This window comes from Siminovitchia fordii DSM 16014 = CIP 108821, assembly GCF_000374565.1.
Taxonomy (GTDB): Bacteria; Bacillota; Bacilli; order Bacillales; family Bacillaceae_C; genus Siminovitchia; species Siminovitchia fordii.
In genome coordinates, this window is record NZ_KB894705.1 from 23,581 (window position 1) to 36,987 (window position 13,407).

The window sequence follows — 13,407 nt, forward strand, 5'->3', positions numbered from 1 at the left end:
CTGTTCGTCAGCATTGGAAGGAAAAAGCCGACGTTTTTACTGACATTCCTGCTCGATCCTGCAACGGTGCCGTAATTGGTAGTCGGGACCATTTCTATCGGTCATTATACAGGCGCTTGCTCTTTCCTGGCCGTATTCAATTCTTTAATGATATCTGTTGCAATAGAAAGCCATTCATCCGTTGACAGCCTGCTGATTTGCAAGGTGATTTTCAATTGGCTGCCCTCCATGCCAAGACCCACAATCCGGCCATGACGATTGGTTACCTCGAATACTTTCCTTCCATCGATCTCATTCGTGCCTTCCTCCGAAAAGTAAATGACGATTTCTCCTTTGGACTGCTTGATCAATTCAAGCTTGATAGACCGGGCGTAGACTTTCATTTCCGCAACAGTAAACAAATAGCCCACTTGCTCCGGGTAGTCACCAAAGCGGTCAATCATTTCTTCCTTGAGCTCATCCGCTTCTTCCAATGACTCTATATTGCGGAAACGCTTATACATTTCAATTTTCTGCTGACTGTCAGAAATATAGGCATCCGGGATATAGGCATCCAAATCCAATTCAACCTCAAAGGATGGGACTGCATCAGCAGGAGTGCCTCCCTTACGTTCTTCAATTGCCTCTTTTAGCATCTGGGAGTATAAATCAAAGCCTACAGAATCAATAAACCCATGCTGCTGTGCTCCGAGCAGATTACCGGCACCCCGGATGGATAAATCCCGCATAGCAATTTTAAAACCCGAACCAAGCTCAGTAAATTCTTTGATGGCCTGAAGTCTTTTTTCTGCAATTTCCGTCAAAACTTTATCTTTCCGGTACGTAAAATAGGCATAGGCCACGCGGTTGGAACGCCCGACTCTTCCTCTTAGCTGATACAACTGAGAAAGCCCCATCCGGTCAGCATCATGAACGATCAATGTATTGACACTCGGTATGTCTACCCCTGTTTCGATGATTGTTGTCGTAACAAGCACATCGAATTCACCGTCCAAAAAGCTTAGAATGACGGATTCGAGCTCCGATTCCCCCATCTGGCCATGTGCGTAAGCAACACGCGCATCAGGAACAAGCATGGAGATTTCCTCCGCTTTCCTTTCAATATCTTCCACACGATTATATAGGAAGTACACCTGCCCATCACGCGCCAATTCACGTTCAATCGCTTCTTTAACAAATACTCCGTTATATTCCATGACATATGTTTGGACAGGAAAACGGTTTTCCGGTGGTGTTTCAATAACGGACAAGTCCCGCACACCAAGCATGGACATATGAAGTGTCCGCGGGATAGGGGTAGCCGTTAAAGTCAGTACGTCCACGTTTGTTTTCAATTGCTTGATTTTTTCCTTGTGGGAGACACCAAAACGCTGTTCTTCATCAACAATAAGAAGCCCAAGATCTGCAAATTTAATATCTTTTGATAAAAGGCGATGAGTCCCGATGACAAGGTCAATTGTCCCGTTTTTCAACCCTTTGGAGGTTTCTGTCTGCTGCTTCTTCGTTCTGAAGCGGCTGAGCAGACTTATATTAATGGGATAGCCGTTAAATCTTTCTTTTATTGTTTCAAAATGTTGCTGGGCAAGAATGGTAGTCGGGACAAGAATGGCCACCTGCTTTCCATCCATAATCGCTTTGAATGCAGCCCGGATTGCGACTTCTGTTTTTCCGTAACCGACATCTCCGCAAAGCAGCCGATCCATCGGGCGTTCTCTCTCCATATCACGTTTGATTTCCGTAATCGACCTAATCTGATCGTCTGTTTCCTGATAAGGAAAAGATAATTCAAACTCCCTCTGCATATCGCTGTCCGGAGAAAAAGCATATCCTTTTGTCGCTTCACGTTCGGCGTACAGCTTAATGAGTTCATCGGCAATATCTTTGACCGATGACTCGACTTTTTTCTTAACCCGCTTCCAGTCATTACCGCCCAGTTTATACATTTTCGGTTCCTTGCCTTCTGAACCGACATATTTCTGGACAAGTTCGATCTGGTCAACCGGGACGTATAAGGTATCATTCCCTTGGTAGGAAATATTCAAATAATCTTTATGGACACCCTTAATTTCTAATGTTTCAATGCCTAAGTACTTCCCGATTCCATGATTGACATGGACAACGTAATCACCGGGGTTCAATTCTGAATAACTCTTGATTCGCTCTGCATTGGACAGCTTTTGCCGGCGTTTCATTTTTCTGGTTTTCTTATTGAAAACTTCTTCCTCTGTCACCACGGCCAATTTTAATGACGGAAGTTCAAAGCCCGTGTTCAAGGAGCCTTTAACAATTTGGATGCCTACAAACTTCCCCGATTCCTCTGCAATAGCAGCTTCTACTCCATAATCGCGCAAAACAGACTGCATTTTTTGGCTTCGTTCTTCATCCGGAGCAAGAAAAACAACCGCCATGCCATTTTTTCTCCAGCGCTCTACTTCTGATGCAAGCAAATGCATCTGGCCATGGAAGTTTTGCATCAATTTACATGGGACATTTGCGATATTTTGAGGACTCGTATTTGGAACGTGCCGTAAAAACAACGACAAATAAATCCTCGGCATCGGAGCCTCCGCCAACAGCTCGTTCAAGGAATGGGCAATTTCCAGATCATGAGTAATTTGCCCATGTTCAAGGACTGATGTGAACCACTCGGCCTCTTCCTTTTCCAGACGTTCATTCATTTCCTGGATCCGGCTCAACTCATCCAATATTAATAGGGCGTCACGAGAAACATAGTCTAGCAAACTGGCAGCCGGATTATAGGCCAATTGCATATATTTAAAAAATTGCTCGGGCTTTTGTCCATTTCTCATTTGCTCAATGTCAGCACCGATATTTTGCATCAACTGCTCTTTTGTTAAATCTTTTTTTACCTTTTTCAATGAACTGCCAAGGCTTTTTTCAAGCTTACCGGCGGCTTGGAAAAGTTCACCCACGCCAACAGGCGACTCCGTTGCAGGCCCTATGACGACATGTGACAGATTTTCCTTTGAACGCTGATCTTCAATTGAAAATGTCCGGATGGAATCGACTTCCACATCAAAAAGTTCAATTCTAATGGGATCATCCTCCGTCAGCGGGTAAATATCCAAAATTCCTCCCCGTATACTGAACTCTCCCGGGGCACTGACCATATCCGTCCGGTTATAACCCATTTGAACGAGCAGCGGCAATTGCTTGTCCAGATCCAGCTCCGAACCAGTTTTAATATGGAGCTGCAGTTTTTTCCATACATCTGAAGGCGGCAATGCTTTTCTTAGCCCTGCCATCGGCACGACAAAAACACCCTGACGCCCAGACACCATATAATTCAGTGTCTCTATCCGCTGTGACCTGAGCTCCGGACTTGCTACGCCAAGTTCGGATGCAATCAATTCATTCGCAGGGTATAAAAACAGTTGATCTTCATCCACTAATTGTGAAAGGTCTTCATAAAGTTTTTGTGCTTGAAGCAAATTATGTGTGACAACAATCAGAGATTTACCCGTTTCATTTACCGCCGCAGCTATTAGCAGGGCTCGTACGGACCCTGAAAGGCCCGCCACAAGTTGTTCGCGGATTCCTTCCTTGACTCCGGCAATCACTGACTGCAGTTCACTTTGCTGTAAAATCAGATTTCGTAAACCACGCATGACTTTCTCCTCTTTCCAGAAAATGGAACGAAGATTCAAACGGAAAAATGCTTTGGTCCAACCAAAGCTTTTAATGGATCAAATAATCATATTGATGCAAGTCGGGGTTGCGTGAGAAAGCTTCGTGGCAATCTTCGCAAATCGCTTGAATATGAAGGTCTCCGTCCGTTTGATATGTGACCATTTCCTGTCTCTCTTGTTCCGTTAGTTTGTGTAAACCCAATTGTTGGGATGGTATTATATGATTTTCAATAGAGCCTAATTTTGCCGAACAATGGCGGCAAAAGTAATGGACAGTCATACCATTCACTCCTCGGCAAGGCAATTTTTACTATTTAGTATGAACGCCTATGCCCGGAGTTATTCATCCATTGGAGTTAAATCGGTTCATAACTTCAAGAAAAGGTTTTTCCAGCCATTCTTCACATGCATCCGCACATGTTTGTATGACAGATTGCATTTCATCCCACTCATCACTTGAGAAGCGTCCCAATACATAATCGGGAACCTTTATTCCCTCCGGCGGTCTGTTAATTCCGATCCGGATCCGATTAAATTCAGATGTACCCAAATGCTGAATGGTCGATTTCATTCCATTATGGCCGCCTGCACTCCCTTTTTGCCTCAGTCTGATTTTACCAACAGGCAAATCAAGATCATCATAGATAACAAGTACATTTTCTACGGGGATTTTGTAATAGTCCGCCAGCGGCCGGATACTTTCCCCTGATAAATTCATATATGTCAATGGTTTTAATAATATGGCTTTTTCACCGTTTTTGTTTATATTGGCAAACAGCCCACTAAACTTGGCATCACTTAACTTTACCCCATTACGGGAAGCCAGCTCATCGATCACTTCGAAGCCGATGTTATGCCTTGTTTTTTCATAACGGGGACCAGGATTTCCCAGTCCAACTATAAGCTTCATCCAACAACACACCCCAGACATTTTCAACAGATGGTTTATTTTTATAATTTTAAAGTGAAAATATTTCACAATAAAGGACTGTCTATCTTTGTACAAGCGGGGAAAAAGCGCAACCGTCTTGGCTGCGCCTATATTCCGTATGATTTATTCCTTTTCTTCCGTATCTGTATTTTCTGAATCAGCGGCTTTTTCCGTCTCTGTTTCCTCTTCCGACGGTTCAGCTTCAACTCTTGGAGCCAGAATTGTTGCAATTGGTTCATCGTCTTCATGGTTAATCGTGATTGGATAATTCCCACGGATTTCACCAATGGAGATTGTATCCCCGATTCCAAGCCCAGAAATATCGACATTGATAATCTCTGGAATTTCATCTGGCTTAGCTGTAACAACAACTTCGTGAAGGATTTGTTGAAGTACCCCTCCGTCTCTTACGCCCTCTGCATCTTCAGATAATTCGACTCGTACATTCGCTTCAATTTCCTGAGACATATCGACGGCTAAAAAATCGGCATGGATCACTTCTTTTTTGATCGGGTCTTCCTGGTATTCATGCAAGATGACATTTAGCTTTTTACCATCAACATCAAGGCTGATAACGCCATTTCGGCCAACCTCGCGCATCGTTCTAATAAATTCACCGTTGTCGATGGAAATAGGGGTATTATCCGTCTTATAACCATAGATAATAGCCGGAATACCTCCCTGCTCCCTTAATTCCCGCAACTGGGAACGTCGGTCGCTTGTCCTTTCTGTTGCCTTCAATACATTAACCATTTAGCACCTTCTCCTAACCTAATGTTGTCAAAAGTACTCTATCCATATTTATACCTTAACATACATTCGGTTAAACCTCTAGGCAGGAAGAAAATAAATTTTCTAACTTATTGAAATTTGCACACTGATTTTCAACATCACAAGCCAGACGCCTCCGAAGGAAGAGGATGCCTTAAGTAGCGCTGGCTTGTGCCGTACTAGGCATCTGCCGATTTTAATCAAACAAAGTGCTTACAGATTTGTTTTCATGTATTCTCATAATAGCCTCTCCAATGAGCGGTGCCACTGAAAGTTCCTTGATTTTATCGATTTTTTTCTCTTCCGGCAATGGAATCGAATTGGTCACAATAAGTTCTTTCAAATCGGAGTTTTGGATGCGTTCAATGGCAGGTCCGGAAAGAACCGGATGGGTGCAACAGGCATAGACTTCTTTAGCCCCGGCTTCCTTCAGAGCATTGACTGCCAGGGTGATCGTACCGGCCGTATCGATGATATCGTCTATCAAAATGGCCGTTTTTCCGTCCACATTACCCACGATATTCATAACTTCTGCCACATTTGGACGCGGGCGGCGCTTATCGATGATTGCAATCGGAGCTTTCAATCTGTCCGCCAGCCTTCTTGCACGGGTAACTCCACCATGGTCAGGAGATACGATCACCAGATCACCATCAACCATTTCTTTTTCTTTAAAGTAATCAGCTAAAATAGGAACACCCATCAAATGATCAATCGGCACATCAAAGAATCCTTGAATTTGTGGAGCATGCAAATCAAGTGTGATGACACGGGTTGCGCCTGCTGTTTCTATTAAGTTGGCAACAAGCTTTGAAGTGATCGGTTCCCTTGCTCGGGCCTTCCGATCTTGGCGCGCATAGCCATAATAAGGCATGACAATGTTGATCGTTTTTGCGGACGCCCGTTTTAACGCGTCAATCATGATAAGAAGCTCCATCAAGTTGTTGTTTACTGGTTCGCATGTTGACTGAATGACATACACATCACAGCCGCGGATGCTTTCGTCAATATTGATTTGAATTTCTCCATCGCTGAATTGACTGACCGTACATTTTCCGAGTTCTAACCCTATTTCCTTTGCAATTTCCTCTGACAGGGTACGATTGGAATTTAAAGAAAAAACTTTCAATGTAGGGTCAAGATATTGGTTAGACATGAAGAGCCTCCATTTATTTTTTAGATTTTAGCTTTTCTGCATAATTTTCTTTATTCACTTGGCGTGCACGTGCGATTGCCAGTGCCGATTCCGGGACATCATCTGTAATTGTAGAGCCGGCAGCAATATAGGCACCTTCTTCGACAGTTACGGGTGCTATCAGATTTGTGTTGCAGCCAACGAATACATCATCGTTTATTTTGGTCAAAAATTTATTTTTGCCATCATAATTGACGGTAATGGATCCGCAGCCGATGTTGACGTTTTTACCCACTTCTGCATCCCCGATATAACTTAAATGTGATGCTTTGCTTCCTTTTCCGAAAAATGTCTTTTTAATTTCAACAAAGTTCCCTATCTTTACCTCGTCTTGTATATCTGAGTCAGGACGGATGTGGGCAAATGGGCCAATCTTGACATTGCTTCCCACTAAGCTGTCAGAAAGGACCGACTGTTGAATAGTAGTATTGTGAGAAATTTCACAATTGTCCACCTCAGTATTGGGACCGATTTTGCAGCCTTCACCAATTTTTGACTTTCCCTGAATGACTGTTCCCGGCAAAATGACGGTGTCGCTTCCAATGACCACATCTGAATCAATGTACGTATTGGCCGGATCGGTAATGGTTACACCATTTTGCATATGTTCCCTATTAATACGGGCTCTCATGATTCTTTCCGCTTCAGCAAGTGCAATCCGATCGTTGACTCCGAGAGTCTCCTCAAAGTCTTCCGTAATATAGGCTGTCACAAGCTCGTTTTTTGCTTTTAATATTTCTATCACATCGGGAAGATAATATTCCCCTTGTGCATTTTCATTGGATACATTGTCAAGAGCCTCAAACAGGGCTTCATTATCAAAGCAATATGTACCTGTATTGATTTCTTTGACTGTCAATTCTTCTTCATTCGCATCTTTATGCTCAACAATTCTTTCGACATCGCCATCTGCATTCCGAATGATTCTTCCATAACCGCTTGGATCCATGGCATGGGCTGTCAATACTGTTGCCTTTGCCCCGGTTTCTTCATGCTGTTTCATCAATGCTGACATCGTTTCTACAGTAATGAGCGGGGTGTCGCCGCAAATGACCAGTGTTGTTCCTTTTTGACCTGCTAACGCATCTTTCGCCTGCATTACAGCATGAGCTGTTCCCAGCTGTTCCTCCTGAATCACAAAGTCACTTTTACCTTGCAGCCGCTCCTTGACCATCTCGGCACCATATCCGACAACCGTCACGATATGATTCACGGCGAGCTGTGAAATGTGATCCACTACATGCTCTACCATCGGTTTCCCGCAAACTGGGTGTAGCACTTTATATAGCTTGGACTTCATTCTGGTGCCTTGCCCCGCTGCCAATACTACAGCGAATCTATTTATCATAAAAGGTCCCCCAATAATTTTTTTCCACTATGAATATAGCCTAAAATTCGCTTTTTTTCAAGAAAAGATCAAAGGACCAAGCACCTGTTCTTCAATTGTATAAACTGCAAAGATTCCAATGAGCTAAAGGATGAGTTTTTTGAGATTGCCTGCTTATCGGATAAGACGACCGCTTATGAAGGCCCTTCGCGCATCCCTGGCTTATGACCTCGAGCTGTTGGAGTCTGGCGGGCACAGACCTTCGATGATACCAGGACGTCCTGACAGGAGGAAGCTTGAAGGCTGCTAATGATAGGGGATGGTCACCCATATTTTAGTGTTTTATAATTTTCTCAAACGAGAAGATAAATAACCTTGTAAAAATTTGGGGTAGAGGGTAATAATTGGCAAAAAATTCCCACAATGAAAAAGAGCCATACTCCGAAGGTAGGCTCTCGATGTTTTTTTATATAAATTAGGAAGCGCCGGCTTCTTCTAATTCCGGTTCTTCTATTTCACCCAAACGGTGGTATTCTGCCAAAACAACATCCTGGATTTTGTTTCTGGTGTTCGAATTGATCGGATGGGCTATATCCCTGAATTCTCCATCGGGGGTACGTTTGCTGGGCATGGCCACGAAGAGCCCGTTATTTCCGTCAATTACACGAATATCGTGAACAACAAATTCATCATCAAGGGTAATTGAGGCAATCGCTCTCATTCTGCCTTCCGTATTGACACGGCGCAGTCTAACATCAGTTACTTCCATTGTGTTCACCACCTTCTCGCTCTAAATAAATACTATATCTATGTATTCAACAAACAACAGGATTCTCCTTCTTTAATTAGAAAAATTTTTTAGAATCTTTCCTATTACTCGAAAAACGCAAGCGCTGTCATTTGTGATAAACCTTTTACTGATAAAAGCCATTAAAGCCCCGGCTAAAAAAACTGAATAGAATCGCCGCTCTATATACGGCGATTCTAATATTATTTTACTAAAGCAATAACTTCCATCTCTAATAATACATCTTTTGGCAGTCTAGCTACCTCAACGCAAGAGCGTGCCGGTTTGTGCTCGGAAAAATATTGAGCATAGATCTCATTGATCGTGCCAAAGTCATCCATGTTTTTAATAAATAGAGTAGTTTTAACAATAGTTTCCAGTGATGCACCTGCTGCTTCCACTACTCCTTGAACGTTTCGGAATACTTGATGCGCCTGTTCCTCAACAGTACTTCCGACAAGCTCGCCCTCTGGCGTCAATGGAATTTGGCCTGAACTGTAAAACATGTTGTTGACAATGATGCCCTGTGAATATGGTCCGATGGCAGCTGGTGCCTTGTTAGTTTCGACTTTGCGCATATGTAACGGTCCCTTCTATAAAAAATTTGTCATTTTAGAGAAATAATTGCCCTGAACTACATTGATCTGTTTTTCCTTTGTATTGACGTCAGTTAATCTGACCAAAGAGATATAATCATCAACCAGCCTTTCTTCCTCATGTTCAGATTCAACCAATACAGCAATACCAGCTACGGAAGCCTGGAATTCTTCCAAAAGATTGACCATCCCGTTGATTGTTCCACCGGCTTTCATGAAATCATCGACAATCAGAACATGCGCCCCTTCTTTTAGGCTTCTTTTAGACAGGACCATTGTTTGGATCCTTTTAGAAGAGCCCGAGACATAATTGATTGTCACCGTTGGCCCCTCCGTCACTTTTGTATCCCTTCTGACAATCACGAATGGAACATTTAAGAAAGAGGAGACTGCCTGTGCAATCGGAATCCCTTTAGTGGCAACCGTCATAATGACATCCACTTTTTTGCCAGCCACTGCTGCAGCCAGATGCCTGCCTACCTCATTTAATGTTTTCGGATCGCCCAAAAGGTCTCCCATATACAGATAACCACCAGGCAATAAACGATCGGGGTCAGCAATGGATTGACAAAGGTTGTCCACAAATTCAGCCGCCTGTTCTTTCTTGACCATCGGAAAGTATTTGACACCGCCAGCAGCGCCCGGGACCGTTTGGAGCATTCCAATTCCCTGGTGCTGAAATATATCATTGATGATGACCAGATCTTCACTGATGGAAGATTTGGCAGACTGGTACCTTTGGGCGAACCACGTCAAGGAAACAAGCTCCCGCGGGTGATTCATTAAATAATGTGTCATATCTACGAGCCGCTCGCTACGGCGAAACTTCATTATGTAACCTCCCGTGCAACGTAACGCGAATATTATTAAAGAAAATATACACAATTGTACGTTTTTAGGCAAGTATGTGATAAAAAGATTTTTGAAAGAGTCTCTTCTTCGTTTTAGTACACAGATAAAAGGGCGGGTGTTTCCGCTTTTCTTATGGTCCAGTTCAAGGTTCCAGGAATCAGCATTCTTCCTATGATAATTCAATAACATCGGCTCAACTGGCAGGACATCCCAGGACCCAGAGTACTTGAAGCTGCCTCAACAGCAGGATCTCGCAGCTCACGCTACACGTCACCTTATGCGGCTCTTTTTACACCCCCAGCATCCTCACTGCAAACACTTGGTCACAAAACCCACGAAGACCATTATATATTCTTTGCAGCCTGGAATCGTGGCGCACTAAGCCGAATACAGTAGGTCCACTACCGCTCATAAGGACGGAATCAGCTCCGAATCTTTCCATTTGCTTTTTAATGTGCAAGACTTCCGGATACATAGGAAGAGTGACACTTTCCAAAGCATTGGCCATGTTCTCGCAGACACCTTCATAATTATTGTTTTCAAGAGCATTGATCATGGCTTTTGTATTTGGGTGGCGTATATTTCCTACATCCAAGTTACGATAAATTTCGGAAGTGGATACACCGATTGCAGGTTTAGCGAGGACTACCCAGCAGGCCGGAGGTGCAGGAAGCCTCGTCACTTTTTCCCCTCTTCCTTTTGCCAAAGCCGTTCCGCCATGTACGCAAAAAGAAACATCCGATCCAATTTCCGAGCCCAGTTCGGCAAGCTCATCCAATGTCAATCCGAGTCCCCAAAGTTCGTTCAAACCCCTTAATGTTGCTGCAGCGTCACTGCTGCCTCCCGCCAAACCGGCTGCAACCGGTATAATTTTATTGATAGATATTTCTACTCCTTGATGAATTTTATATCTTTCTTTCAATAATTTGGCAGCCTGGTAGGCCAGATTCCGTTCATCAGCCGGCACAAAACGATTGCGGGAAAGGATGGCCACATGGTCTTCCCTGATTTCGGTCAATTCCAGGCGGTCCGCCAAGTCAATCGTTGTCATGACCATCTCTACTTCATGGTAACCATCATCCCGCTTTCCCAGCACATCCAAAGTTAAATTAATTTTTGCCGGTGCCTTTACCAAAAGCTTCATTCACACTCACCTGCTTCACTTAACTGAGTAACAAGGCCTCTGGCTTCCTCCCTTTTATACAGAGAAAGGATGATCCTAAGCACCTATTTTCGACTCAATTTATACATAATGTTCATTTTACCACGAACAATTCATGAACTCCAAGAGGGGGTAAGAAATAAGAAAATCGTAAGCGCGGTGGTCACGTGGGCAGATATGACATTTTCGGGGATGGCCGTTCTTCAGCTTATGAGCCTTACGGGGCTAGTTGCGAAATCATGACAGTTAATTTTCTTTCCGAATTTGAAAAGCCGAGGCATTTAGTTGCCTCGGCTTGTGCGGATGGTATTTGTTCATTGTCTTCAGGTTCAAAGTAATCATTCTTCACGATTGTTTGATTGGCCGAGCTGACGTTCTGCCATTTCAATTGCACGCTTCACCATGTTTCCTGCATCCCTGGCCTTAATGCCACCCCATCCTTCTTCCTGGACGACATCATAAAAGCCCAACTCTTTTGCCAACTCCACTTTCAATTGATCCGACATGACTCCTCTTCTTCTTCCCAAAGCCATTTCCCCCTTTACATCCGCTTTTGTATTTTGTGCAGAAGCAAAGCGAATATCCAGGAAAAGTGCAAGCAGGCCGTTACCCTCATGGGAATAGGTGTCCAAGCCGAAAAGTAAAAACAGCAGTAAACCAAGCGGTTTACTGCTGCCCTATTGCTATATTTCCTGATGTTTCATCGTAAAAAGTAAGTTCAACCGTTTCGGTCAGAACATCTGCATAACTGTACGATACCCGTTCAAATGCATTCTCGTCCTGATCCAACTCAACTACAAAAACTGATGGATATGTTTCCGCCAATACACCGGAACGCTCGATTGTTTTCCGACGTCCCCCGTTGGCCTTTAACATTAATCTCTTGCCCAAATTTGAATCAAGGGATTTTTTAATGCTCGCTAATGTTTTCGGCATTTTTTCGCTCCACCTCACTGTTTTTCATTATAGCACGCGGTTGGATAAATGTCAAATAAATCATTTATTTTATCAATGAAGCCTTATCTTTGTCAATCATTTTTTTTCTACAAGAAACCCCTTTTTCCAACATTAGTAGTATAACTCACTAAAAAGATAATATGTACCAACTTTAGAAAAGCTCAAAGACTCACGGTCTAAGCAGCTTACATAAGAAAAATCTGCTGCTTCAACTCTATGGCTTCTCCAGGTCTTAAAAATACAAAAAAAGAAAAGCATTGGCTGAATCCCAATGCTAAACCGGAACATTACTCATCTTCCTCAAGAGAGCTGAACGGCATCCCGTTCCTAAGTACGCCCTTTGTTTCAAGCCCCCCCAGTCCTTTCTGCCCCGTCAGTGTATTCCTCAGGACATCCCATACATTGACCCTTTCTGTAAAAGGGGTGAAGCTGATTTTCGAAACGATATAGACCGGGTCCAATGCATGGATATTGACTCGCTGAGGAGAACTTGCGAAATTTGCACCGGCAAATATAAGCGACTCAAAGTGAGATTGGCAGGCACCGGCAAATATGACAAGCTGATCGAGATGCGGGACTTTTTTCCGTGCTTCCCTCACAGCTTCTACAAAATACCTAGAATGACGATAGGCATTTAAATCTATTTTTTTTCCTTTTGCTTTTGAATAGGCATCATGGCCCGTAATGACAAGAATATCGGGTCGATATTGGTCGATCAGGGACGGTATGTGCTTATACATTTCCTTTTCGTTGCAGTGCACTCCCTTAACTGTGACACCAATTTTCGCATACAATTCCAAACATCTTTTTAAATAGTTCGGATCTCCGTCCAGATGAAGCACACGGCCGGGAATCTGAAAATAATTGTATTCCCTTTTATATCCCTCCGTGGCTGTATATTCCTGCTGGGATCTGACAAGGTCCAGGTCCTGTTGAAATAACTCCCAGGACTGCTCTTCAAGGGATCGTACTTTGGATGATCTTGTCAGCTGCTCTTCCTCTGTAAAAGGGACTAGGTCCTCAATAGGGGCATTAGCGACTAGGCGGTAATCCTCCCCATAAAGGATTGCTGTTGTTTGACCGTCAATCTCCTGGATGTCGATAACTCGAAATAAAAGATCACATTGGTGAGACAAGCGGCCGACAATCGTATTTATTGATACCACGGTCGTCAACTCC

Annotated in this window: 13 protein-coding genes; all 13 read right to left on the reverse strand. The window is 43.5% G+C overall.

Translation table 11 applies throughout. The features are described from left to right. Positions 1-104 precede the first annotated feature (104 nt). Positions 105-3,629, reverse strand: a complete 3,525-nt coding sequence (mfd, locus tag C509_RS0119125) for a transcription-repair coupling factor (RefSeq protein ID WP_018708542.1) — start codon at positions 3,627-3,629, stop codon at positions 105-107. A gap of 70 nt (positions 3,630-3,699) precedes the next feature. Then, positions 3,700-3,930, reverse strand: coding sequence for an anti-sigma-F factor Fin (gene fin / locus C509_RS0119130; RefSeq protein ID WP_018708543.1), 231 nt, complete (start codon positions 3,928-3,930; stop codon positions 3,700-3,702). A 63-nt stretch (positions 3,931-3,993) separates the two neighbouring features. Next, positions 3,994-4,560, reverse strand: coding sequence for an aminoacyl-tRNA hydrolase (pth, locus tag C509_RS0119135; protein ID WP_018708544.1), 567 nt, complete (start codon positions 4,558-4,560; stop codon positions 3,994-3,996). A 144-nt stretch (positions 4,561-4,704) separates the two neighbouring features. Beyond that, a complete protein-coding gene (locus C509_RS0119140) occupies positions 4,705-5,334 on the reverse strand; it encodes a 50S ribosomal protein L25/general stress protein Ctc (RefSeq protein ID WP_018708545.1) in 630 nt (209 codons plus the stop codon). Between the two features lie 214 nt (positions 5,335-5,548). After that, positions 5,549-6,508: a ribose-phosphate diphosphokinase gene (locus C509_RS0119145; protein ID WP_018708546.1), complete on the reverse strand. Its 960-nt coding sequence runs from the start codon at positions 6,506-6,508 to the stop codon at positions 5,549-5,551. Between the two features lie 13 nt (positions 6,509-6,521). Continuing rightward, complete coding sequence (gene glmU, locus C509_RS0119150; RefSeq protein ID WP_018708547.1) at positions 6,522-7,895, reverse strand: bifunctional UDP-N-acetylglucosamine diphosphorylase/glucosamine-1-phosphate N-acetyltransferase GlmU; 1,374 nt, start codon at positions 7,893-7,895, stop codon at positions 6,522-6,524. Between the two features lie 454 nt (positions 7,896-8,349). Then, entirely contained in the window at positions 8,350-8,643 is a 294-nt protein-coding gene (spoVG, locus tag C509_RS0119155) for a septation regulator SpoVG (protein ID WP_018708548.1), read from the reverse strand. A gap of 221 nt (positions 8,644-8,864) precedes the next feature. Then, positions 8,865-9,239, reverse strand: coding sequence for a RidA family protein (locus C509_RS0119160; protein WP_018708549.1), 375 nt, complete (start codon positions 9,237-9,239; stop codon positions 8,865-8,867). A 15-nt stretch (positions 9,240-9,254) separates the two neighbouring features. Then, positions 9,255-10,088 (reverse strand): pur operon repressor, encoded by an 834-nt coding sequence (gene purR, locus C509_RS0119165; RefSeq protein ID WP_018708550.1) that lies wholly within the window; start codon positions 10,086-10,088, stop codon positions 9,255-9,257. Between the two features lie 310 nt (positions 10,089-10,398). Next, the gene (gene ispE, locus C509_RS0119170) at positions 10,399-11,253 is read right to left on the reverse strand and encodes a 4-(cytidine 5'-diphospho)-2-C-methyl-D-erythritol kinase (RefSeq protein ID WP_018708551.1); all 855 of its coding nucleotides are present in this window, start codon (positions 11,251-11,253) and stop codon (positions 10,399-10,401) included. A 356-nt stretch (positions 11,254-11,609) separates the two neighbouring features. Beyond that, complete coding sequence (locus tag C509_RS0119180) at positions 11,610-11,798, reverse strand: small, acid-soluble spore protein, alpha/beta type (protein ID WP_026319977.1); 189 nt, start codon at positions 11,796-11,798, stop codon at positions 11,610-11,612. A 139-nt stretch (positions 11,799-11,937) separates the two neighbouring features. Further along, a complete protein-coding gene (veg, locus tag C509_RS0119185; protein WP_018708554.1) occupies positions 11,938-12,207 on the reverse strand; it encodes a biofilm formation stimulator Veg in 270 nt (89 codons plus the stop codon). 308 nt (positions 12,208-12,515) lie between these two features. After that, on the reverse strand, positions 12,516-13,394 hold the full coding sequence (gene yabG, locus C509_RS0119190) for a sporulation peptidase YabG (RefSeq protein WP_018708555.1): 879 nt from the start codon (positions 13,392-13,394) through the stop codon (positions 12,516-12,518). Positions 13,395-13,407 lie beyond the last annotated feature (13 nt).

Excerpts from the sequence above, each read along its gene's own strand:
- C509_RS0119140 (WP_018708545.1), bottom strand. The coding sequence starts at position 5,334 with ATGGTTAATGTATTGAAGGCAACAGAAAGGACAAGCGACCGACGTTCC.
- purR (WP_018708550.1), bottom strand. The coding sequence starts at position 10,088 with ATGAAGTTTCGCCGTAGCGAGCGGCTCGTAGATATGACACATTATTTA.
- mfd (WP_018708542.1), bottom strand. The coding sequence starts at position 3,629 with ATGCGTGGTTTACGAAATCTGATTTTACAGCAAAGTGAACTGCAGTCA.
- C509_RS0119160 (WP_018708549.1), bottom strand. The coding sequence starts at position 9,239 with ATGCGCAAAGTCGAAACTAACAAGGCACCAGCTGCCATCGGACCATAT.
- C509_RS0119145 (WP_018708546.1), bottom strand. The coding sequence starts at position 6,508 with ATGTCTAACCAATATCTTGACCCTACATTGAAAGTTTTTTCTTTAAAT.
- pth (WP_018708544.1), bottom strand. The coding sequence starts at position 4,560 with ATGAAGCTTATAGTTGGACTGGGAAATCCTGGTCCCCGTTATGAAAAA.
- glmU (WP_018708547.1), bottom strand. The coding sequence starts at position 7,895 with ATGATAAATAGATTCGCTGTAGTATTGGCAGCGGGGCAAGGCACCAGA.
- fin (WP_018708543.1), bottom strand. The coding sequence starts at position 3,930 with ATGACTGTCCATTACTTTTGCCGCCATTGTTCGGCAAAATTAGGCTCT.
- veg (WP_018708554.1), bottom strand. The coding sequence starts at position 12,207 with ATGCCGAAAACATTAGCGAGCATTAAAAAATCCCTTGATTCAAATTTG.
- ispE (WP_018708551.1), bottom strand. The coding sequence starts at position 11,253 with ATGAAGCTTTTGGTAAAGGCACCGGCAAAAATTAATTTAACTTTGGAT.
- spoVG (WP_018708548.1), bottom strand. The coding sequence starts at position 8,643 with ATGGAAGTAACTGATGTTAGACTGCGCCGTGTCAATACGGAAGGCAGA.